The organism is Pseudomonas sp. LBUM1672 (genome assembly GCF_059695655.1).
This window is the reverse complement of sequence record NZ_CP166781.1, coordinates 4,829,339-4,849,568: the sequence shown is the minus strand read 5'-3', so window position 1 is coordinate 4,849,568 and position 20,230 is coordinate 4,829,339. Positions and strand designations below refer to the sequence as shown.

The following is a 20,230-nucleotide window of genomic DNA, read 5'->3' as shown; positions in this document are numbered from 1 at the left end:
AGGAGCACTGGCGAAGGCGGCGAAAGATAGCTTCAATAGAGCTGACAGAAAAAGTCAGTAGCTTTCAGTTTTATTGATAGGACGAGGGATGAATTTCAACAGCGACAGCATCGAGTTGTTCCTTGCCGTGATCGAGCGCGGCTCGTTTTCCGCGGCAGCGCGTGCGCTGGGTAAAGTGCCGTCGGCGGTGAGCATGGGCATTGCCAATCTGGAGGCCGAGCTCGGTTATCCGCTGTTCGATCGCAGCCATCGCGAACCGGTGCCGACAGCGATGGCCAGCGCCTTGGTACCGCACGCGCGGTTGATCGCCGAACAACTCAAGCAGCTGCAAGTGCATGCGATCGAACTGTCGCTGGGGCTGGAAAGCAAGTTGTCGATTGGCGTCGTGGCAGACCTCGACAAGCGCCGTTTGCTGGCCGCGATCAAGGTCATCGCCGAGCGTCATCCGCTACTGGAAATAGAAGTACTCAGCGCGCCCCAGGACGATGTGCTGGCGATGCTCCACTGCGGCCGCGTCAGTGTTTGCCTGGCGTTCGCTAGGTTGAGCATGAATGTACTGGAGCGATTCCAGTTCGTCGGTACAGAGCGGATGATCGCCACGCTGGCGGCGGACAATCCGCTGTTTCAGGGCGAGGATCTGTTTCTGGAGGATCTGGTTCACGTGCGGCAAATCATCGTTGCCAGTTGTGACTTGCCGATCAGTGAAACCCGGCCCTTGGTGGGCGAATCCTATTGGCGCACCGACACCCTGGCCATGGCGCTGGACATGGTCGAAGCCGGGTTGGGCTGGGGCAATTTTCCGTTGTCGGTGGTGCAGCCGTTGCTCGATGCCGGAAAGCTCAAGCGCCTGAGTTTCCGCAACATCGAGAACGGTCTGGTGCTGCCGGTGCACGCGGTGTGGCTCAAGAGCCAGCCGTTGCAGAAAGGCGCGTTGGCGTTTGTGGAGTTGATGGGACGCTGAGCATGCGGTGATTCCGGTGGGAGCGGGCTTGCTCGCGAAGGCGCAGTGACTGACATCATCCATTTCAGCTGGAAGGCGGAATCAGGTGCTCTCGCGCACCTTCAACTCAAACCCCATGTCTTGCACCGGTTTCACCACCGGATTCCCCGCCAGCAACATCAGCATCAACTCCGCCGAACGCCGGCCAATCGCCTCGCGCGGGGTGCTGATGCTGCTCAGCCGCGGCACCATATGCGCCGAGGCGGGTAGGTCGTTGAAACCGAGGATCGCCACGCGTTCGGGGATTTTGATCCCACAGCGCATGGCTTCAAGCAGTGCGCCCTGGGCCAGGTCGTCGTTGCCGAAGAAGATCGCATCCACATCAGGATGACTGGCCATCAATTGAAGAAACAGCTCGCCGCCCAGGCCGACGGATGAAGCCCGTGGCGTCAGCACTTCCAGGCCCGGGTCATACAGACCGGCCTTTTGCAGGGCTTTGCGGAAACCCTCCCCACGCAGCAACGTGCGTTGATCCAGTTGCGCGCCGATGTAGGCCAGGCGTTTACGGCCACGGGACAGCAGATGCTGCGCCGCCGTTTCACCTGCAGCGAGTTGCGAAAAACCCACGCAATTGAGCCCGGCCGCACTGTCCAGTTCCATCATGTACACGCACGGAATGTTGCTCGCCTCGATCATCCGGCGCGAACTTTCCGTGCGGTCGAAACCGGTGAGCAGCAGGCCACGCGGCTGATACGCCATGTAATTGCGCAGCAGGTTTTCTTCTTCGTCACGCGAATAATGGAAGTTGCCGATGAGCACTTCGAAGCCCTTGGGACGCAAAACCTGATGAATGGCTTCCAGCGTATCGATGAACAGCAGGTTGGACAGCGAAGGCACCAGAACCACCACCGAATGGCTCTGGGCCGAGGCTAAGGCGCGGGCGGCAGGGTTGACCACGTAGTTGAGTTCAGCGGCTGCTTTCTGCACTTTTTCCACCAGTTCGGTGGCCACCGTGCTGACGCCGCGCAGGGCGCGGGAGGCGGTGATCGGGCTGACACCGGCCAGGCGCGCCACTTCGTTCAGGGTAGGGCGGCCAGTGGTGCGCGTATTTTTATCGTTTTTAGGAGAGATCATCGGACGGCTTGCCAAACAAAATTCGAGGCACTAAGGTAGCGCTGTCTCGATGCAGCTGCAAATGCGTGAGCGGGGTTTGCCTGATCCCCGCTTTTTGGCATTGGGAACGAACATGCTGCAACCCACAAAAATGACAAGAAGGCGTCGGCAACTTCTACTTTTGTTCAAGTGTCACAACTGGCAAAGGTAGCGCTGTCTGCGTGCTGAGGTGTTACATGAATCAATCCATCACCGCCCTGGTCATCATGGGCGTTGCCGGTTGCGGCAAGACTTGCGTCAGCGAGGCCTTGTGCCAACTCAGCGGCGCGACCGCCATTGAAGGCGACACTTTCCACCCTGCCGCCAATATCGAAAAGATGAGCGCGGGGATCCCCCTGAACGACGACGACCGTGCCGGCTGGCTCGACAGCCTGTGCGATGAACTGCGCCGCGTTGACGCCCAAGGCCAGCGCCCGGTGCTGACTTGCTCGGCGCTCAAACACATTTACCGCGAACGCCTGCGCAGCGCCTTGCCGGGCCTGGGCTTCGTGTTTCTTGAACTGACCCCGGAAGTCGCCGCTGATCGTGTCTCCCATCGGCCGGGCCACTTCATGCCGTCGACGTTGATCGACAGCCAGTTCGCCACACTTGAATCGCCCGTTGGCGAGCCCTTGACCCTGGCTCTGGACGCTTCGAACCACAGCGTCGAGCAACTGGCGAAGCAAGCCCATGACTGGTGGCAGGCTCATGGCCTGAAACAAGCCGTATGAGTTTTGCCAGAAGAGATAGCGCTGTCCTTATGGCTTGCGAATTACTCGCTTTAATAACAACAACAACCAGGAGACACCCCTAATGTTTGGCATGTCCCACGAGACGTTCCTGCTGCTCGATGCAGTGGTCACGGTGATCGGGCTTATCGTCCTGATCACCAAGTTCAAGCTCCACCCCTTTATTGCCCTGATCATCGCCGCAGCCTTTCTCGGGCTGACTTCCGGCATGCCGATCGGCACCATCATCAAGGCGTTCCAGGACGGCTTCGGTGGGGTGCTCGGTTTCGTCGGGATCATCCTGGCGCTGGGCACCATGCTCGGCAAAATGATGGCCGAGTCGGGCGGGGCGGATCAGATTGCCCAGACCCTGATTCGTGCGTTCGGCAAGGACAAGGTGCAGTGGGCGATGATGTTCGCCGCGTTCCTGGTTGGCATTCCGCTGTTCTTCGAAATCGGCTTCGTGCTGCTGATCCCGCTGGTGTTCATCGTCGCCCGGCGCACCGGCGTGTCGATCATCAAGATCGGTATCCCGCTGCTGGCCGGTCTATCCGCCGTGCACGGCCTGGTTCCGCCGCACCCGGGTCCGTTGCTGGCCATTGGTGTGTTCGGTGCCGACATCGGTAAAACCATTCTTTACGGTCTGATTGTTGCGCTGCCGACGGCCATTATTGCCGGTCCGATTTACGGCACCTTCATCGCCAAATACATCCCCGGTCATCCTAACCAGGAACTGGTGGATCAACTGGCACGTGAAAACGACTCTGCCGATCTCCCGAGTTTCTCCATCACCTTGATCACCGTGCTGTCGCCGGTTTTCCTGATGTTGCTCAAGACCTTTGCCGATGTGGTGCTGCCGGACGGTAACTTCTTCCGCACCTTCATGGACCTGATCGGTCACCCTATCTCGGCTCTCCTGCTGGCGTTGCTGCTGTCGCTGTACACCTTCGGTTACAAGCAGGGCATTGGCTCCAACCAGATGCTCAAATGGCTGGATGCCAGCCTTGCGCCAACCGCCGCGATCATTCTGATCATCGGTGCCGGTGGTGGCTTCAAGCAGATGCTGGTGACCAGCGGCGTTGGCAATGTCATCGGCAACATGGCGGTGGAAGCGCAGATCTCGCCAATCCTGCTGGCCTGGCTGGTGGCGGCGGTGATTCGTATCGCGACCGGTTCTGCAACCGTGGCGACCATCACTGGCGCGGGCATCGTGGTGCCGGTGGTGGGGATGATTCCGGGGGTGAACCGTGAGCTTCTGGTGCTGGCCACCGGTGCCGGTTCGTTGATCCTGTCTCACGTCAACGACGCCGGTTTCTGGCTGGTGAAGCAGTACTTCAACATGACCGTGGCGGAAACCTTCAAGACCTGGACCGCGATGGAAACCATCCTGTCCATTGTTGCGTTGGGCTTTATCCTGCTGCTGTCGATGTTCGTCTAAACGCTGCAAAACAGGTGGGAGCGGGCTTGCCCGCGATGGCGGACTTACATTCAGCATCTTCGTTGAATGTTAAGCCCTCATCGCTGGCAAGCCAGCTCCCACAGTTTTTTGTGTCAGACGTTGGTTTTGCTGACTGACCCATCCGCCCTGAACATCCCGCGAATCCCGCGCACAGCCTGACGAATCCGGTCCTGGTTTTCGATCAGCGCAAAGCGCACATGATCATCCCCATACTCACCAAACCCGACACCCGGCGAGACGCAGACCTTGGCCTCGGCGAGCATCTTCTTGGCAAACTCCAGCGAGCCCAGGTGCGCATAGGCGTCTGGAATCTTCGCCCAGACGTACATCGACGCTTTCGGATTCTCGACCATCCAGCCCAGTTCATGCAGGCCTTTGACCAGCACGTTGCGACGCTGCCGGTACTGCTCGGCGATGTCCTTGACGCACTGCTGATCACCTTCCAGCGCCGCAATGGCCGCGACCTGCAGCGGGGTGAACGTGCCGTAGTCGTGGTAACTCTTGATCCGCGCCAGGGCGTTGACCAGTTCGGCGTTGCCGACCATGAAACCGATGCGCCAGCCCGCCATGTTGTAGCTCTTGGACAGGGTGAAAAACTCCACCGCGATGTCCTTGGCGCCCGGCACCTGCATGATCGACGGGGCTTTCCAGCCGTCGTAGACGATGTCGGCGTAAGCCAGGTCGTGCACCACCAGAACGTCGTATTGCTTGGCGAGGGCGATCACCCGCTCGAAGAAGTCCAGCTCCACGCACTGCGCAGTGGGATTCGACGGGAAGCCGAGGATCATCATTTTCGGTTTCGGGATCGAGCCACGAATCGCGCTTTCCAGTTCGGCGAAGAAGTCCACGCCCGGGATCAGCGGCACCGAACGCACCTGGGCGCCGGCAATCACGGCACCGTAGATGTGAATCGGGTAGCTCGGGTTCGGCACCAGCACGGTATCGCCCTGGTCGAGGGTGGCCAGCATCAAATGCGCCAGGCCTTCCTTGGAACCGATGGTGACAATGGCTTCAGTTTCCGGGTCGATGTCGACGGCGTAGCGATCCTTGTACCAGTTGGAAATCGCCCGGCGCAGACGCGGAATGCCCTTTGACGTCGAGTAACCGTGGGTGTCTTCGCGCTGGGCGACGGTCACCAGTTTTTCGACGATGTGCGGCGGGGTAGGGCCGTCAGGGTTGCCCATGCTGAAGTCGATGATGTCTTCGCCACGACGACGGGCGGCCATCTTCAGCTCGGCAGTGATGTTGAATACGTAAGGGGGGAGTCGATCTATGCGCGCAAAACGGCGCGGCGAACCTGGGTTAGCCATTGGTGCCTCGGATAACGTGAGCGCCCGGAACCGTCCGAGCGACGCTGGCCACTGCGGTGGCCTGTTGCGGAAGATAAGGGCTGGTATGGCACACTGTCCAGCGACTCTGTAAACAAATTTGTCCGAAGGAACCCGGTTGATGGAATTTACCAGCGGCTTTCTGCTGAGCCTTTCGCTGTGCCTGGATATCGGCGTGGCCAATATCGCGATGATCACATTGGCCATGCAACGCGGCTATTTTCAAGGCTTTGCTTTGGGCTTGGGGACCTGTGTCGGTGACCTGATTTACGCGGTGCTGGCGCTGGCGGGGATGACCGTTTTGCTGCAATACGAAACCGTGCGCTGGGTTCTGTGGATCGGCGGTTCGGCGTTGCTGGTGTATTTCGCGGCGAAGATGATTTATTCGGCGATTCACCATGAAGCAGTGCTGGCGCAGTCCGCCGAAGTGGGGCAGAACTCTCACCGAAAGGAGTTTTTCCGTGGGATCTTCCTCGCCATGTCATCACCCAGCGCCATTCTCTGGTTCGCGGCGGTAGGCGGCACACTGATCGCGCGTTCCGGTGGCGGTGATGCCGTCAGCTCTGCGTTGTTTCTCGGTGGTTTTCTGTGCGCCGGGGTGCTTTGGTGTGTCGCGTTGTGCTTCGCCGCGAGCCATGGAGGCAAGTTGCTGGGGGACAAACTGCTGCGTTACTCCTACATGGCATCGGCGGCGATCTTCTGCTATTTCGCGGTCTACGTGATCCTATCGGGTTATAACGAGTTCGTTGGCAGCAGCGCCGTCGAGCAGTTGCACGCCCTGTAATTGGGCGAATCGGGTTTGGCTTCTATACTCCCAGCCGAACCCACTTTTTTCGTCTCAGGAGTTGAGTCATGGATGAGCAAACAGGCGTAAAACCGGCCGAACCACGCTTTGAACACGGGCACTTCCTGCTGATAGCAGGCCTCGGTGGTCGATTTACCGCAGCTACAACCAAAGACATCCCAGCGCTTTGGGAAAAATTCATTCCCGAGATTGGCAAGATCCCCGGCCAAAAAAGCGAAGTGACCTACGGCATCTGCTGCAATCCTGATGGCAAAGGTGGTTTTGAATACATCGCCGGCATCGAAATCGACAAACTCGACGACCTGCCCGACAAGTACCGCTGGGTCGAAGTTCAGCCCCAGCATTACGCGGTGTTCGAGCACAAAGGCTCGCTGGACCAGTTACCCGCGACCTTTCAGTACATCTGGAAAACCTGGCTGCCGCAGTCCGGTAAAGAAGCGGCAGACGCCCCGGAGTTCGAACGCTACAGCGAAGATTTCAACCCGAAGCTCAATACCGGCGTTCTGGAAATCTGGCTACCGCTCAAAGCCTGACGAGCGCATCAAGAGGCGGACCGGGTCCGCCTCTTGAACGTCACTTGCCTTGCTTCATCCGTCGCGCTCGCAACACGTCAATCGACAACGTCACAAAGCCAAACGTGCTGATGCCCAACAGCAAGAGAAGGCCGATCTGAACGCTGCTCATGGTGTGTTCCCCCTATTGATGGTCAGAGACAGGCAACACCAATAATCCGAACCGATCGGCAATGAAAGCGCCTATACGAAGGCTTTACGACGTCAGCAGTGATCGATATGAACACCTTATTAATTTATGATCCCCAGCCTTTCCCACGCTGAATCCGAGCTGCCATGAACACCGTCATCCGCCACGTCACCCCCGCCGACCTGGACCGCTGCTTCGCCATCGAAACCGTTGCCTATGAAGGCGACGAAGCCGCCACTCGCGAGAAAATCGCTACCCGCATCGCCACCTGGCCCGAGGGTTTCATCGTCGCCGAAGTGGACGGCGTTGTAGCCGGTTTCATCAATTCCGGTGCGGCGTTTGAAGTGGAAATGTCAGACGAAGCGTTCAAGGAACTGATCGGCCACGACCCGGCCGGGCCGCATGTGGTGATCATGTCGGTGGTGGTGCATCCGGATTATCAGGGGCAGGGGTTGGCGAAGCGTTTGATGGGCGAATTCATCGAGCGGATGCGGGCGACGGGCAAGACCACCCTCCACCTGATGTGCAAAGAACGGCACATTCCGCTGTATGCCGGATTCGGGTTTGCCTACATCAAGCCTTCAGCTTCGGACCATGGCGGCATGGCGTGGCATGAGATGGTGTTGACGCTCTGATTGAAGCGGTGTGGCGTGAATGGCCTTCGCGGGCAAGCCTCGCTCCTACACGATTGAGTCGAACACAACATTTCACATCGATGCGAACCTGTAGGAGCGAGGCTTGCCCGCGAAGGCAATCCTGATCAATTCTAATAGAGGCTATCCCGCACCCGCGCCGGCGCTTCCCGGTCATACGTTTCGGCATCGAACTGCCCGTCACTCAAGCGCTTGTGAAACGCCCCCGCCGTCGGCAACGCTGATCGATCCAGATGCTTTTCGGGGTTCCACACATCCGAACGCACCATCGCTTTCGAGCAATGGAAGTACGCCGCTTCCACGGTCACCAGCATCACCGTGCGCGCCGGTTTGCCGTTCACCGCGAAGCTTTCCAGCAACGCCGGTTCCGCGCTGATCTTAGCCGTGCCGTTGACCCGCAACGTCTCGCCGATTCCTGGAATGATGAACAGCAGTGACACCCGTGAATCGAGCACCACATTGCGCAGCGTATCGATGCGGTTGTTGCCCGGCCGATCCGGGATCGCCAGGGTTTGCGGGTCAATGATCCGCACGAAACCCGGCGTATCGCCCCGGGGCGAACCGTCCATACCATCGGGGCCAACCGAGCTGATGATCACCAGCGGCGAGGCGCGGATCATCGCCTGATAGTCCTTGTTCAGAAACGGAATCTGCTTGCGCACGGCGCGATCGTGGGGTTGGCCGTAGATCGCTTCCAGTGCTTCGATGCTGTCGAGCATAACCACCTCAGAAAATCAGACTCATTCGCCGTTCATAACCGATCCGGCCCCTGTACGCTTCGCCGCTGTCGACCCAGCCAAATTTTGCATAAAGCGCGATGGCGGCCTCGTTGTCTGCATCCACCGACAATTCCAGTGCCTTGATCTCCGGAAACGCCTGGCGAGCGACGTCAGGCAGGGCTTGCAGGCAGGCCTTCCCATAACCTTTGCCTTGAGCGCGATGATCGACCTGCAACGCATGCAAGGTCGCACTGTGCTCATCGGCCCACGCCGGTAACACGGGCGGGCGCTTGAGCAGCAGGAAGGCCACTGGAACCTCCTCGGCCAGCAGCGCAAATCCTTCGACGCCGGGGCCGGGCTTGGACAGCAAGGTGTGCAACGCGCCGTGGATGTCGCCGGAGAATTTGATCTGTTCTTTATGAACTTCGATGGCCTCGACCTGCTGGCGCTGGTGCGCGTTCAGGCTTTCGTAAGGCACGAGTCGGGTTGTCACTGGAGTGTCCTTTTTCCAACGTAAATGTGTTTCGGATTCTAGCGAGTTTGCGTTCATGGATTATTTTTATTTCGACTGTCGAATTGGCTGTGCGCCAGACGACTAAAGGTGTCTTCACAACAAAAACCACGGAGAACCACCATGAACGCAACCCATGAAATCCAGGCCCTGATCGACACCTATCGTGAAGCGGTCATCGCCAAGAACGTCGAGAAACTCATGCCGTTGTATGCCGACGACATCGTCTCCTACGACGCGGTCAAGGCCCTGCAATTCCGGGGTAAGGCGGCTTACCGCGCGCATTGGGAGGAGTGCATGGAAATGTGCCAGGGCGCGCACACGTTCGACTTCGACCACATGAACATCGTCGCGGACGAGCACATCGCCTTCGCCCACTGGCTGGCCCATTGCGGCGGCACCAACGAACAAGGTGAAACCCAGGCCTGCTGGATGCGCGTCACCGCCTGCTATCGGCGCGATGCCGGGGAATGGCGCATCGTCCACGAACACTGGTCGGCCCCGTTCGACATGACGAGCGGCACGGCGCTGTTCAATCTGGAACCCTGATCGTCAGGCTGTTTATCGGGAAGCAGCGCCAAAACGCCAATCAGCAGCCATAGTTGATCAGTTCGATCCGGGAGAGCCCACATGAAGTACCTATGCCTGGTCTACAGCAACGAACAGCAATTGCACTCGCAGCCGGACAGTCCCCATGACGCCGAGTGCATGGCCTACGCCGAGGCGATCGAGGGCAGCGGCCGGATGATCGCGGCCGAGGCGCTGGAGTCGGTGCAGACCGCGACCACCGTACGCATGCGCAACGGCAAACTGTCGATCACCGATGGCCCGTTCGCCGAAACCAAGGAGCAGTTGGCCGGCTTCTACCTGATCGATGCCAAGGACCTCAACGAAGCGATCCAGGTCGCCGGCAACATCCCGGCGGCCCGGGTCGGCAGTGTCGAGGTGCGGCCCGTTCGCCAGTTGAATCCCTGAATAACAATCACAAGACAGGAGATCCCCATGAGTCCACAACCCTACAAGCATCAGCCTGCCGAATTCGAGTTATCCATCAGTCGGCTGATCGACGCGCCGCGCCGCAAGATCTTCCGCGCCTGGACCGAGCCGGCCTTGCTTGCTCAGTGGTGGGGGCCGCACGGCATGACCACGCCGGAATGCGAAATGGACCTGTGGGTCGGCGGCCAGTTTCGCACCCTGATGCGCGCGCCGGACGGGACGGAATACCCGACCATGGGGGTGTTTCTGGAGATCGTCGCACCTGAACGACTGGTGTTCACCGACGCGTTCATTCCGGGCTGGATTCCTTCGGGCAAACCGTTCATGTCGGCCGAAGTGACGCTCGAAGACAAGGACGGCAAAACCCTCTACACCGCCCGGGCCATGCACTGGTCCGCAGAAGACCGCCAGGCGCACGAGGCCATGGGGTTTCACGAAGGCTGGGGACAAAGCCTCGATCGCTTGGTGACGCTGGTGACTGAAGGCATGCCGGACTGATGACTGACGCTTCGGTCACGGCTCGGGTCGAACAGGTCTACCGCGAAGACTCGCGGCGGATTCTGGCGACGCTGATCCGCTTGCTCGGCGATTTCGACCTCGCCGAAGAGGCCCTGCACGAGGCGTTTTTCGTCGCGGTCGAGCGTTGGCAGCGTGACGGTGTGCCGGACAACCCGCGCACCTGGCTGGTGTCCACCGGGCGCTTCAAGGCCATTGATGTGTTGCGTCGGCGCGCGCGTTTTGCCGCTTCCCGGCCGATGTTGATCGCTCAACTGGAGGCGCTGGAGCAGGCCGACTGGAGTGATGAAGACGTGGAAGATGATCGCTTGCGCCTGATCTTCACCTGTTGCCACCCGGCCCTTGCGTCGGACGCCCAGGTGCCGTTGACCCTGCGCGAAGTGTGTGACCTGACCACAGAGGAAATTGCCCGGGCGTTTCTCTCGGCACCGGCGACCATCGCCCAGCGCATCGTGCGCGCCAAGGCGAAAATCCGTGACGCGAAAATCCCTTATCAAGTGCCGACGCTGGCGGAACTGCCCGAGCGCCTCGACAGTGTGCTGAGGGTGATTTACCTGGTGTTCAACGAAGGTTACTCGGCGTCGGTCGGTACCGAACTGACTCGAGAAGACCTGACACGCGAAGCGATTCGGCTCGGGCGGTTGTTGATGGAATTGCTGCCGGAATCGGAAGTGATGGGGCTGCTGGCGTTGATGCTGTTGCATGAATCACGCCGCCCGGCCCGGACGTCGGCGAGCGGTGAGTTGATTGTGCTGGATGAACAGGATCGCTCGTTGTGGAACGCCGAAATGATTGCCGAAGGTTGCGCGCTGGTGGAAGCGGCGTTGACCACGGGACGATTCGGGCCGTATTGCCTGCAAGCGGCGATTGCGGCGGTGCACGCCGAAGCGCCCACGGCGGGGGAGACTGACTGGCAGCAGATTGTGGGTTTGTATGACGTGTTGTTGGCGGCGGTGCCTTCGCCGGTGATCGAGCTGAACCGAGCGGCGGCGATCTCCAGGCAGGATGGGCCGCTGGCGGGGTTGGTGTTGGTGGAAGGGATTCTGGAGCGGGGGGATCTGCTGGATTACCACTTGGCGCATTCGGCGCGGGCGGATTTTTGTCGGCAGTTGGGGAGGCGTGAAGAGGCGCTGGCGGCGTATGAACGGGCGCTGGAGTTGACGCAGCAGGTGCCGGAGCGGCGGTTTATCGAGGCGCGGATCAAGGCTCTAAGGTGATGTGATTTCTCTGGCCTCTTCGCGAGCAAGCCCGCTCCCACATTCAATCCGGTTCGTTCAGGAGGAACTCGGTCAAATGTGGGAGCGGGCTTGCTCGCGAATAGCGGCACCGCTATTCCAGCATCTTGCCGAGCAACCAACTCCCCGCCGGCCCCGGCGGATGCAACCGTGACCACAGGGCATCGACAAACACCGGTTTCGGCCAGCCGCGCACGTCCAGTTCCTGCAATGTCCCCGGGCCAAACCGCTCCACCAGCCATCGCGGCAACGGCGCCCAGCCGAATCCGCCCTGGGCCATTTCCAGCAGCATCAGGTAACTCGGCGCCGACCAGACGCGGCCTTTCGCACGGCTTTCATACGGATTGACGATCGTCGCCAGGCGCAACTCCCGATGCTGTTGCAACACGTCTTGATCGACGAGCCTCAGCGCCGCCAACGGATGCTCACGGGACACGAACAGGGCGATTTCCGTGCGTTCCTCCACGGTCGAACTGACCAGATCCGGCGGGTAACTGTCCTGCTTCTCGGCGAAGGCGACATGCGCCCGACCGCTTTGCACCAATGCCACCAGGTCATCGCATTCAGCAATCAGGCATTCGAGCTCAAGGTCTGGATAACGCTGCTCGAACGCACTCAACGCCGCTTCGAATCGGTCGGATTGATAGGTGTCGGAAATCGCCACCGTCAGCTTCGGCTCAACCCCTTGTGACAGCTGGCTGGCGGTCATCTCCAAGCGACTGGTGGCGGCCAGAATTTCCTCGGCCCGTTGCAGCATCACGTGCCCGGCCGGGGTCAGGCTCGGTTTGCGGCTGCTGCGGTCGAAGAGGGTCAGGTTCAGATCAATCTCCAGGCTGGCCACCGCGGCACTGATCGTCGACTGACTGCGCCCCAGTTTGCGCGCCGCCGCAGAAAACGAGCCTTGCGTCGCCGCCTGCACAAACGCCTGCAACACTTCCTGAGAAGCCATGAACTATCGCCTTGATCGATGGTTATTGGTTATGAAGTATCGGCGCGAGGCGGGATCATGGCAACCACAGTCACTCAGAGGAGTCTGGCCATGAACGTCAACAAATCCATCACTGAACGAATTCTCCAGGCCATCGGTTTCGAAGTGCTGGCCATCCTGATCTGTACGCCGCTGTTGGCGTGGATCATGGACAAGCCGATGATTGAAATGGGCGCTGTCACCGTTGTGATTGCGGCGCTTGCCCTGGGCTGGAACGTGGTCTTCAACGGCCTGTTCGACCGTTTGCTCAAACGCTACGGCGTCGTGCACAACGCTTGGGTACGCGTTGTCCATGCGCTGCTGTTCGAAGGCGGGCTGGTTGCGATGGGTGTGCCGCTGATTGCCTGGTGGCTCAAGGTCAGCCTGTGGCAAGCATTCCTGCTGGACATCGGCGTGTTGCTGTTTTTCCTGCCGTACACCTACGTTTATCACTGGGCGTATGACGTGGTGCGTGAGCGCATGTTGATGGTATCTACTGCTCGCTAACCCACAGTGAACAGTCTTTGTGGCGAGGGAGCTTGCTCCCGCTGGGTTGCGAAGCAGCCCCAAAATCTCGGCAACTGTTGGAGATTTTGCGAGCGCTTCGCACTCGAGCGGGAGCAAGCTCCCTCGCCACAGGTTTAGGGGTTACAGAAACATCCCGCCGGACGCTTCCACGCGCTGGCCGTTGATCCACTGGCTACCCGGTGCCAGCAGCAATGCAATCGCAGCACCGATGTCATCCGGCTGACCCACCCGACCCAACGCGGTATTGCTGGCGACGTAGCTGTTCACGTCACTGTTATCACGCACGGTGCCGCCGCCGAAGTCGGTCTCGATGGCGCCCGGTGCCAGTGTGTTCACGGAAATACCGCGGGCTCCGAGTTCCTTGGCCTGGTAGCGGGTCAGCACTTCCATCGCACCTTTCATCGCTGCGTAAGCGCCGTAACCCGGCAGGCTGAAACGGGTCAGTCCGCTGGACACGTTGAGGATGCGCCCACCGTCCGCCATCAGCGGCAGCAGGTTCTGGGTGAGGAAGAACGGCCCCTTCAGGTGGATGTTCATCAGCAAGTCAAACTGGGCGACGGTGGTGTCGACGAAGCTCGCGGTCAGGCCGATGCCGGCGTTGTTGAGCAAGAAGTCGAAGTGCGGGCGGTCAAAACGGCTGCGCAACACGTCGGCGACTTGCGTAGCGAATGCTTCAAAGCGGTCGCTTTGGCTCACGTCGAGTTGCAGCATCACCGCCCGAGCGCCAAGGCTTTCGATTTCTGCAACCAGTGCCTGCGCTTCATCGGCCTTGCTGTTGTAGGTGCCGATGATGTCGATGCCTTGGGCGGCCAGATGCAGCGCTGCGTTTTTGCCGAGGCCGCGGCTGGCGCCAGTGATCAGTGCGATTTTACGGTTCATGGGACTTCCTCAAGGGTGGTGGGTAGCGGTGTGGAGGAAGTTTATTTATCCGCCCTGAAGTGATAAACAGACTTAAATCGGAAACACTGGTCGGTTAATCCGAACAATAAAGGTCGGTCCATGAACAAGCTGGAACTGCTGCGCACCTTCGTTCGCGTCAGCGAGATGTCGAGCTTTACCTTGGCGGGGGAGAGCCTGGGCCTGCCCCGGTCCACGGTCTCGGAGCACATTCAAGCGCTGGAAGCGCTGCTGGGCACGCGCCTGTTGCAACGCACCACGCGCCGGGTTCAGGCGACGCAGGACGGCTTGGTGTTGTATGAGCGCAGCAAGGATTTGCTGTCGCACATGGATGAAATCGAAGGGCTGTTTCGTCAGGATGCGGCGTCGCTCACCGGGCGGATTCGCTTTGACATGCCGAACTTTTTGGGGCGCCAGATGGTGCTGCCGCGTTTGCCGGAATTCATGGCGCTGCACCCCAACCTCGAACTGGAAATCAGCACCACTGATCGCCGGGTCGATTTGCAGCGGGAAGGCTTTGATTGCGTCGTGAGGGTCGGTGCGCAGCCGGATCAATCGGTGGTCGCTCGCCGCGTGTGTGATTTTGCGATGGTCAATTGCGCGAGCCCGGCGTATCTGCAGCGCTACGGGATGCCTGAAACGCTCGAAGACCTGGCGCAGCACCGCATGGTGCATTACGTCGGCGTATTGGGTTCGCGGTCGGACGGTTTTTTGTACGAGGTGGAGGGCAAGCCGCGTCAATTGCCGATGGCAGGCAGTGTGACGGTGAACAGCACCGATGCTTATGAGCTGGCGTGTCTGGGGGGATTCGGTCTGATTCAGGCGCCGGTCAAGGGCATGCAGTCGCATCTGGATCGCGGTGATCTGGTGGCGGTGCTACCGCGGTTCAGCGCACCGTCGATGGAAGTCTCGTTGCTCTACGCCCGGCAACGGCATTTGCCGCTGCGGGTGCGAGCGTTCATGGACTGGCTGGCAAACGTCATCCAGTCCACAATCTGAAGAACAACTCATAACCTGTGGGAGCGGGCTTGCCCGCGATGGGGTTTCAAATTCAACATCATCATTGAATGTAAGACCGCTATCGCGGGCAAGCCCGCTCCCACAGGGTTTTGTGTCAGACGTGGAAGTAGCCTACGCAGCTATCAAACGGCAGGCGTTTGAGCTCGATCTTGTTCAGGTCCAGCACTTCACGCAGGGCTTTGGTTTCGCCCGGGAAGTTGCGGTAAGCCACTTCGTCCAGGACCACGATGGCGCCTTTTGGCATGTACGGCAGGAAGGTTTCCAGCGCGACTTTGGTCGATTCGTACAGGTCGGTGTCGAGGATCAGCATGGCCACGACCAGGTCCGGACGGGTCTTGACCCACTCCGGCACGGTCTTGACGATGTCGCCTTTGACCAGCTCGCAACGCGGGATGCGGTTGACCGGGCGCAGCAGGTCGTTGGCGTCGATCATGTCCTGGATCAGCGACTGGTCGGTGTCGGAGAACATGGTCTCGTTGACGTCGGCCGGGTCTTCTTTCTTGTCGATGCTCTGGAAGCCTTCGAAGGTGTCGAAGCCCACGATCGAACGGTTGATTGCGTACGGCTCGAGAATCATCGACAAGTGCATGTACAGCATCAGCGAGTTGCCCTTGTACACGCCGCACTCGATGATCGCGCCCGGTACTTCAGCGACTTTCTTGAACAGTTCCATGCGCGACAGTGCAGCGGTGACGCCGATGCGGTTGGCAAAGACGAACGGTGCGTCGGCCACGTACTCGGCATCGACCCGTTTCAGAACGTTGGCACGGGTTTCGTTGTACTGGGCCTCGGCAGGCGTGATGCGACGCTTGGTCATTGCTGGATTCCTTGGAAATTCGAGAAGTCGTGGGCGTGGAAATAGTCTTTGAAACCGGCGCCGACATCAGGGCAGGCGCTGTCGACGTTGATCGCGCCGCGCTTGTGCTTGAGGTCGTCGAGGTGCATCAGGCGGAAGTCCACGCTGAAGCGGGTCTGGTTGGTGTGGTTGGCGACCGTGCCGTGCAGGTGTGAGCCGGAGAAGATCAGCATCTCACCGGTGTTGCCGGCGATGCGCACTTCTGACGCGGTGTTGATCGCTTCCATCGGCACCGGGTGCACGCGGACTTCCTCCTTGAGGTTGTCCTTGGCCTTGTGCCGCTGGTTGCTGATCCAGTCGTTGAGGCTCCATTCGCTGGAGGTGTTCTTCACCGGTACGTCGAAGTAACCGGCGTTGATCATCATGGTCTGGTCGGGGCTGATGGTGTGCACCGGCATCCAGGTGTTGATCTGGCAATCGACGCTGCCGTACCACGTGTCGCGATGCGGTTTGTAGGCATAGCTGACACCGGCGTGCAGGTAGTCATAGTTCGGCACCACGCGAATGCGCGGCACGTCGAAAATGTATTCGCGCGGGTCGACACCGATCTCGTCGATGAACGACAGGATCAGGTCCTTGGCGCGCTGGCTGTTGGTGAACTGGCCCTTGAGGCGCGTCACCAGAACCACGAATTCTTCCACCGGCATCAGCGTGTGCAGCGCCTGGTGATTGGTCTCGCCGTTGAAAGCGGCGGTGATGCTTTCCTGGGCGAACGCACACAGCTCTTTGGCAGCGCGCAGCTGAGTGTTCAGGAAGATGTCGCCGGCGTAGATGGCTTCTTTGAAGTCAGCTTTCTGTTGAAGCTGATTGATGTACAGATTCACGATTCCACTCCTGAATGCAACGAGTCTCTTAAGAGTCGGCCACACGTTAGCAAACTGAAGTGCAATCCGGCGGGTGGTGAATCAATAAAAAGGTAAACGCCTGAATTTGCGACGAAATGCGTTGTCCCGCGCACAAAAAATCCCCTTGTAGGAGCGAGGCTTGCCCGCGAAGGCGGTGTGTCAGTCGACAATATCGTTGAATGACACACCGCCTTCGCGGGCAAGCCTCGCTCCTACAGGAGGTATGTGTTGGGCTAGAAGAGTTGGGTGAACAGCCAATACAGGCTGCCCGACAGCACAATCGCCGCCGGCAAGGTCAGCACCCAGGCCATCAGCAGGTTGCGGATGGTCCTCATCTGCAAGCCGCCGCCGTTGGCGACCATGCTCCCGGCCACGCCCGAGGACAACACGTGAGTGGTCGACACCGGCAAGCCGAACATGTCCGCCGCACCGATGGTCAGCATGGCCACGGTTTCTGCCGAGGCACCCTGGGCGTAAGTCAGGTGGGTCTTGCCGATCTTTTCGCCGACGGTCACCACGATGCGCTTCCAGCCGACCATGGTGCCCAGCCCGAGCGCGATCGCCACGGCGATCTTTACCCACAGCGGAATGAAGCGCGTCGAGTTGTCGATCTGTTGCTTGAACAGTTGCAGCTTGCCGCTGGTGTCGGCGTCGAAGTTGCCGACCTTGTTCTTGTCCATCAGGCGAATGGTTTCGCTGGTCAGGTACATGTCGTTACGCACGTTGCCCACGGCCTCGGCCGGCACTTTGGACAGCGAGCCGTAACCCTTGACCTCTGCGCCGATACTGCCCGTGAGGGCGGCGAGGGCCGGGACCAGTTGCGGCGTGGCTTCCTTGCTGCGCACGTATTCGGAGAGCACCGGACGCGGGTCGGCCGGGGCCGGCATCGGTGCGCTTTTCACCAGCGCTTGCTGGGTAACTTCGGCGACGGCGGCGAATTGCAGCGCCTGGTCGGCCGGCATGGTGCGGTTCAGCGCATAGGCCATCGGCAACGTGCCGACCAGGATCAACATGATCAGGCCCATGCCTTTCTGGCCGTCGTTGGAACCGTGGGCGAACGAGACGCCGGTGCAGGTCACAATCAACATGCCGCGAATCCACCACGGCGGAGGCGTGTTGCCGACCGGTGCCTTGTACAGCGCGCGATTCTTGACGAATGCCCGCAGGGCCAGCAGCAGCAACGCGGCAAAACCGAAGCCGACCAGCGGCGACAGCAGCAACGCGTAACCGATCTTGGTTGCCTGCGCCCAGTCCACGCCGCTGGTGCCGTCATGGCCGTGCATCAGGGCATTGGCCACGCCGACGCCGATGATCGAGCCGATCAAGGTGTGCGACGACGAGGCCGGCAAGCCCAGCCACCAGGTGCCGAGGTTCCACAGGATCGCAGCGATCAACAGGGCGAAGATCATCGCGAAACCGGCGGAGGAGCCCACTTGCAAAATCAGCTCCACTGGCAGCAGGGCGATGATGCCGAACGCCACCGCGCCGCTCGACAGCAACACGCCGAGGAAGTTGAAGAACCCCGACCAGGCCACGGCGAAATTCGGCGGCATCGAGTTGGTGTAAATCACCGTGGCCACGGCGTTGGCGGTGTCGTGGAAACCGTTGACGAACTCAAAGCCCAGGGCGATCAGCAGCGCGACGCCCAACAGCAGAAACGGCGTCCAGGTGGTGACCACCGTGCCGAGTTCGCTCATGTCGTGTATCAGGCTGTAGGCGGTAAACAACAACCCGCTGGCCAGCACCCCGAAAAACACCACGAGGGTGAACAGGCTGGGCTTTTTATCGAGTTGCGGTTTGGCGCTACTGGCGGGAGCCTGCGTTTCGGCGGTGTAGGAAGGCGTAGCCATGACGGACAATCCTGAGGAGGGAAGGAATGTTCGTCATGATCGTTGCCAAATGTTACAGAGAGACTGCCCTGGGTCAGGGTTTGGGTTTTTTGCTGTTCCGTTAATCAGAATCCACCCGGTCTCTGTAGGAGCGAGGCTTGCCCGCGAAAGCGGTGTGTCAGGTAAAACGCCTTCGCGGGCAAGCCTCGCTCCTACAGGGGATGGAGGTGAAGGCTCAATAATCCTGGCGCTTACGAAACGCCCAACGCCCCGCAATCACGGTAAACGTCGCGACCAGCGCCACCAGAATCCAGAACCCCTCCGGGTCCCCCGCCAGCGGCACGCCACCCACGTTCATCCCAAAGAAACCGGCAATGATGTTGATCGGCAGCGCCAGCACCGTGACCACGGTCAGGGTGAACAGCGTGCGGTTGCTCTGCTCATTCAGGTTGGCCGCGATCTCTTCCTGCAATAACTTGATCCGCTCACCGAGCGCCGTGAGGTCGTTGATGATCAGCGCAAACTCCTCCGTGGACTTGCGCAGTTCCTTCACGTCTTCCTTCTGCAACCATTGCGGCGGCCGGTTGAGCAGTCGCAACAACGAACCCGGCTCCAGCGCCAACAACCGTTGCAGACGCACCAGCACCCGGCGATTGGCACCCAATTCGGCGCGGTTGGTCGACAGTCGCGAAGACAACAACTCATCTTCGATGTGATCGACACTCAGGCTGGTCTTGCGCACGATCTGGGTCAGCACTTCGCCCTGATCACGCAGCAGATGCACGAGCAATTCCAGCGGTGAACGAAAGCACTCACCGGCCTTCACCGAGGACCGCAACTTGTCCACCGAGTGCAGCGGTTGCAGGCGCGCGCTGATGATCAGGCGACTGCGGGCACAGACCCACAACGTCGACACATCGGACGACACCATGCTGCTGAGGTTGAACACCACGTCGTTGACCACCGCCAGCAACGCCGAATCCACATGCTCGATGCGCGTGGACCGAGAACCTTCGTGCAAGGCTTCGAAAAACTCGTCCGGCAACTCCAGATGGCTTTTCATCCAGCGCTCGCACGCGGCATGCGCGAGGTTCAGGTGCAGCCACAGAAACTCGTCACTCTCGTCCGGCTGTTGCAGGCATTGCAACGCCTTGGCCGAATCAATCTCGCGACCACGCTCGCCGGGGCGAAAACTGAAACCGTAGAGCAGACCGAACAGGTCCGGGTCGCGATGGCTTTGGTCGATGCTGTGATTCATGAGGGCTCGCTGAAGGAGGCGCGGTCGGTCGCTTTATGTAGCAGCTGGCGAAGCCTGCGTTCGGCTGCGCAGCAGTCGTCAAACCTGAGCACGCGCTCTGCCTGACACAACGCGGTGCCTGATTTCACGACTGCTACGCAGCCGAACGCAGGCTTCGCCAGCTGCTACAGGTCAGGGTTATGGCTGGGTTCACTTGAGCCGCATCATCGCAACTGTGGATGACGGTTTTGTGACGAAAATATAACCGCAAACGATTGCGTTGCCGGTTGTCGGAATGGATTCAAGA

General features: G+C 59.9%; 22 protein-coding genes. 12 read left to right on the top strand and 10 right to left on the bottom strand.

Annotated elements, in window-relative coordinates; translation table 11 throughout:
• The first annotated feature begins 88 nt into the window (after positions 1-88).
• Positions 89-961, top strand: a complete 873-nt coding sequence (locus ACA053_RS22120) for a LysR family transcriptional regulator (protein WP_497393711.1) — start codon at positions 89-91, stop codon at positions 959-961.
• A gap of 81 nt (positions 962-1,042) precedes the next feature.
• Here ACA053_RS22120 and gntR read toward each other — a convergent pair whose 3' ends face one another.
• On the bottom strand, positions 1,043-2,074 hold the full coding sequence (gene gntR / locus ACA053_RS22115; protein WP_497393710.1) for an HTH-type transcriptional regulator GntR: 1,032 nt from the start codon (positions 2,072-2,074) through the stop codon (positions 1,043-1,045).
• A 215-nt stretch (positions 2,075-2,289) separates the two neighbouring features.
• Here gntR and ACA053_RS22110 point away from each other — a divergent pair, with 215 nt between their 5' ends.
• Positions 2,290-2,823, top strand: coding sequence for a gluconokinase (locus ACA053_RS22110; protein ID WP_497313164.1), 534 nt, complete (start codon positions 2,290-2,292; stop codon positions 2,821-2,823).
• Positions 2,824-2,905: 82 nt separating this feature from the next.
• Complete coding sequence (locus ACA053_RS22105) at positions 2,906-4,258, top strand: GntP family permease (RefSeq protein WP_497393709.1); 1,353 nt, start codon at positions 2,906-2,908, stop codon at positions 4,256-4,258.
• 113 nt (positions 4,259-4,371) lie between these two features.
• Here ACA053_RS22105 and alaC read toward each other — a convergent pair whose 3' ends face one another.
• Complete coding sequence (gene alaC, locus ACA053_RS22100) at positions 4,372-5,589, bottom strand: alanine transaminase (RefSeq protein ID WP_497393708.1); 1,218 nt, start codon at positions 5,587-5,589, stop codon at positions 4,372-4,374.
• 139 nt (positions 5,590-5,728) lie between these two features.
• Here alaC and ACA053_RS22095 point away from each other — a divergent pair, with 139 nt between their 5' ends.
• The 3 genes from ACA053_RS22095 (at position 5,729) to ACA053_RS22085 (ending at position 7,749) form a co-directional block, all read left to right on the top strand.
• Entirely contained in the window at positions 5,729-6,391 is a 663-nt protein-coding gene (locus ACA053_RS22095; RefSeq protein WP_497313160.1) for a LysE family translocator, read from the top strand.
• 68 nt (positions 6,392-6,459) lie between these two features.
• On the top strand, positions 6,460-6,945 hold the full coding sequence (locus ACA053_RS22090; protein WP_109634176.1) for a GyrI-like domain-containing protein: 486 nt from the start codon (positions 6,460-6,462) through the stop codon (positions 6,943-6,945).
• Between the two features lie 315 nt (positions 6,946-7,260).
• Positions 7,261-7,749, top strand: coding sequence for a GNAT family N-acetyltransferase (locus tag ACA053_RS22085; protein ID WP_109634174.1), 489 nt, complete (start codon positions 7,261-7,263; stop codon positions 7,747-7,749).
• 131 nt (positions 7,750-7,880) lie between these two features.
• Here the strand turns inward: ACA053_RS22085 and ACA053_RS22080 are convergent, their stop codons facing one another.
• Positions 7,881-8,486 (bottom strand): pyridoxamine 5'-phosphate oxidase family protein, encoded by a 606-nt coding sequence (locus ACA053_RS22080; protein WP_497393707.1) that lies wholly within the window; start codon positions 8,484-8,486, stop codon positions 7,881-7,883.
• Between the two features lie 7 nt (positions 8,487-8,493).
• Positions 8,494-8,979, bottom strand: coding sequence for a GNAT family N-acetyltransferase (locus tag ACA053_RS22075; RefSeq protein ID WP_497313152.1), 486 nt, complete (start codon positions 8,977-8,979; stop codon positions 8,494-8,496).
• Positions 8,980-9,120: 141 nt separating this feature from the next.
• Between ACA053_RS22075 and ACA053_RS22070 the strand changes: the two genes are divergently transcribed.
• From ACA053_RS22070 to ACA053_RS22055, 4 genes are all read left to right on the top strand, one after another.
• Complete coding sequence (locus ACA053_RS22070; protein ID WP_497313149.1) at positions 9,121-9,546, top strand: YybH family protein; 426 nt, start codon at positions 9,121-9,123, stop codon at positions 9,544-9,546.
• 81 nt (positions 9,547-9,627) lie between these two features.
• Entirely contained in the window at positions 9,628-9,972 is a 345-nt protein-coding gene (locus tag ACA053_RS22065) for a YciI family protein (RefSeq protein WP_497313147.1), read from the top strand.
• A 27-nt stretch (positions 9,973-9,999) separates the two neighbouring features.
• A complete protein-coding gene (locus ACA053_RS22060; protein WP_497313145.1) occupies positions 10,000-10,491 on the top strand; it encodes an SRPBCC family protein in 492 nt (163 codons plus the stop codon).
• Positions 10,491-11,726, top strand: a complete 1,236-nt coding sequence (locus ACA053_RS22055; RefSeq protein WP_497393706.1) for an RNA polymerase sigma factor — start codon at positions 10,491-10,493, stop codon at positions 11,724-11,726. The genes ACA053_RS22060 and ACA053_RS22055 overlap by 1 nt, the downstream gene beginning before the upstream one ends.
• 112 nt (positions 11,727-11,838) lie before the next feature.
• Here ACA053_RS22055 and ACA053_RS22050 read toward each other — a convergent pair whose 3' ends face one another.
• Entirely contained in the window at positions 11,839-12,693 is an 855-nt protein-coding gene (locus ACA053_RS22050; RefSeq protein WP_497313141.1) for a LysR family transcriptional regulator, read from the bottom strand.
• A gap of 90 nt (positions 12,694-12,783) precedes the next feature.
• Between ACA053_RS22050 and ACA053_RS22045 the strand changes: the two genes are divergently transcribed.
• Positions 12,784-13,218 carry a multidrug/biocide efflux PACE transporter gene (locus tag ACA053_RS22045; RefSeq protein WP_497393705.1) on the top strand — a complete coding sequence of 145 codons (435 nt, stop codon included), beginning with the start codon at positions 12,784-12,786 and terminating at the stop codon, positions 13,216-13,218.
• Positions 13,219-13,359: 141 nt separating this feature from the next.
• On the opposite strand, the gene ACA053_RS22040 is transcribed toward ACA053_RS22045, so the two are convergent.
• Positions 13,360-14,118, bottom strand: coding sequence for an SDR family NAD(P)-dependent oxidoreductase (locus ACA053_RS22040; protein WP_497393703.1), 759 nt, complete (start codon positions 14,116-14,118; stop codon positions 13,360-13,362).
• A 120-nt stretch (positions 14,119-14,238) separates the two neighbouring features.
• On the opposite strand from ACA053_RS22040, the gene ACA053_RS22035 reads away from it, so the two are divergent.
• Positions 14,239-15,135, top strand: coding sequence for a LysR family transcriptional regulator (locus ACA053_RS22035; protein ID WP_497393702.1), 897 nt, complete (start codon positions 14,239-14,241; stop codon positions 15,133-15,135).
• Between the two features lie 115 nt (positions 15,136-15,250).
• Here ACA053_RS22035 and ACA053_RS22030 read toward each other — a convergent pair whose 3' ends face one another.
• From ACA053_RS22030 to ACA053_RS22015, 4 genes are all read right to left on the bottom strand, one after another.
• Positions 15,251-15,973 carry a TylF/MycF/NovP-related O-methyltransferase gene (locus tag ACA053_RS22030; RefSeq protein WP_046031989.1) on the bottom strand — a complete coding sequence of 241 codons (723 nt, stop codon included), beginning with the start codon at positions 15,971-15,973 and terminating at the stop codon, positions 15,251-15,253.
• Positions 15,970-16,836: a 2OG-Fe(II) oxygenase family protein gene (locus ACA053_RS22025; protein WP_497313133.1), complete on the bottom strand. Its 867-nt coding sequence runs from the start codon at positions 16,834-16,836 to the stop codon at positions 15,970-15,972. Before ACA053_RS22025 ends, ACA053_RS22030 begins: the two co-directional genes overlap by 4 nt.
• Positions 16,837-17,090: 254 nt before the next feature.
• Positions 17,091-18,707, bottom strand: coding sequence for an inorganic phosphate transporter (locus tag ACA053_RS22020; protein ID WP_497393701.1), 1,617 nt, complete (start codon positions 18,705-18,707; stop codon positions 17,091-17,093).
• 214 nt (positions 18,708-18,921) lie between these two features.
• A complete protein-coding gene (locus ACA053_RS22015; RefSeq protein ID WP_109634152.1) occupies positions 18,922-19,944 on the bottom strand; it encodes a transporter in 1,023 nt (340 codons plus the stop codon).
• Between the last annotated feature and the right edge of the window lie 286 nt (positions 19,945-20,230).

What these genes read in the sequence shown, in the direction of transcription:
- ACA053_RS22020 (WP_497393701.1), bottom strand. Translation starts at nt 18,707, where the DNA reads ATGGCTACGCCTTCCTACACCGCCGAAACGCAGGCTCCCGCCAGTAGC.
- ACA053_RS22095 (WP_497313160.1), top strand. Translation starts at nt 5,729, where the DNA reads ATGGAATTTACCAGCGGCTTTCTGCTGAGCCTTTCGCTGTGCCTGGAT.
- ACA053_RS22120 (WP_497393711.1), top strand. Translation starts at nt 89, where the DNA reads ATGAATTTCAACAGCGACAGCATCGAGTTGTTCCTTGCCGTGATCGAG.
- alaC (WP_497393708.1), bottom strand. Translation starts at nt 5,589, where the DNA reads ATGGCTAACCCAGGTTCGCCGCGCCGTTTTGCGCGCATAGATCGACTC.
- ACA053_RS22055 (WP_497393706.1), top strand. Translation starts at nt 10,491, where the DNA reads ATGACTGACGCTTCGGTCACGGCTCGGGTCGAACAGGTCTACCGCGAA.
- ACA053_RS22065 (WP_497313147.1), top strand. Translation starts at nt 9,628, where the DNA reads ATGAAGTACCTATGCCTGGTCTACAGCAACGAACAGCAATTGCACTCG.
- ACA053_RS22035 (WP_497393702.1), top strand. Translation starts at nt 14,239, where the DNA reads ATGAACAAGCTGGAACTGCTGCGCACCTTCGTTCGCGTCAGCGAGATG.
- ACA053_RS22045 (WP_497393705.1), top strand. Translation starts at nt 12,784, where the DNA reads ATGAACGTCAACAAATCCATCACTGAACGAATTCTCCAGGCCATCGGT.
- ACA053_RS22105 (WP_497393709.1), top strand. Translation starts at nt 2,906, where the DNA reads ATGTTTGGCATGTCCCACGAGACGTTCCTGCTGCTCGATGCAGTGGTC.
- ACA053_RS22015 (WP_109634152.1), bottom strand. Translation starts at nt 19,944, where the DNA reads ATGAATCACAGCATCGACCAAAGCCATCGCGACCCGGACCTGTTCGGT.
- ACA053_RS22040 (WP_497393703.1), bottom strand. Translation starts at nt 14,118, where the DNA reads ATGAACCGTAAAATCGCACTGATCACTGGCGCCAGCCGCGGCCTCGGC.
- gntR (WP_497393710.1), bottom strand. Translation starts at nt 2,074, where the DNA reads ATGATCTCTCCTAAAAACGATAAAAATACGCGCACCACTGGCCGCCCT.
- ACA053_RS22110 (WP_497313164.1), top strand. Translation starts at nt 2,290, where the DNA reads ATGAATCAATCCATCACCGCCCTGGTCATCATGGGCGTTGCCGGTTGC.
- ACA053_RS22085 (WP_109634174.1), top strand. Translation starts at nt 7,261, where the DNA reads ATGAACACCGTCATCCGCCACGTCACCCCCGCCGACCTGGACCGCTGC.
- ACA053_RS22050 (WP_497313141.1), bottom strand. Translation starts at nt 12,693, where the DNA reads ATGGCTTCTCAGGAAGTGTTGCAGGCGTTTGTGCAGGCGGCGACGCAA.
- ACA053_RS22060 (WP_497313145.1), top strand. Translation starts at nt 10,000, where the DNA reads ATGAGTCCACAACCCTACAAGCATCAGCCTGCCGAATTCGAGTTATCC.
- ACA053_RS22090 (WP_109634176.1), top strand. Translation starts at nt 6,460, where the DNA reads ATGGATGAGCAAACAGGCGTAAAACCGGCCGAACCACGCTTTGAACAC.
- ACA053_RS22080 (WP_497393707.1), bottom strand. Translation starts at nt 8,486, where the DNA reads ATGCTCGACAGCATCGAAGCACTGGAAGCGATCTACGGCCAACCCCAC.
- ACA053_RS22070 (WP_497313149.1), top strand. Translation starts at nt 9,121, where the DNA reads ATGAACGCAACCCATGAAATCCAGGCCCTGATCGACACCTATCGTGAA.
- ACA053_RS22030 (WP_046031989.1), bottom strand. Translation starts at nt 15,973, where the DNA reads ATGACCAAGCGTCGCATCACGCCTGCCGAGGCCCAGTACAACGAAACC.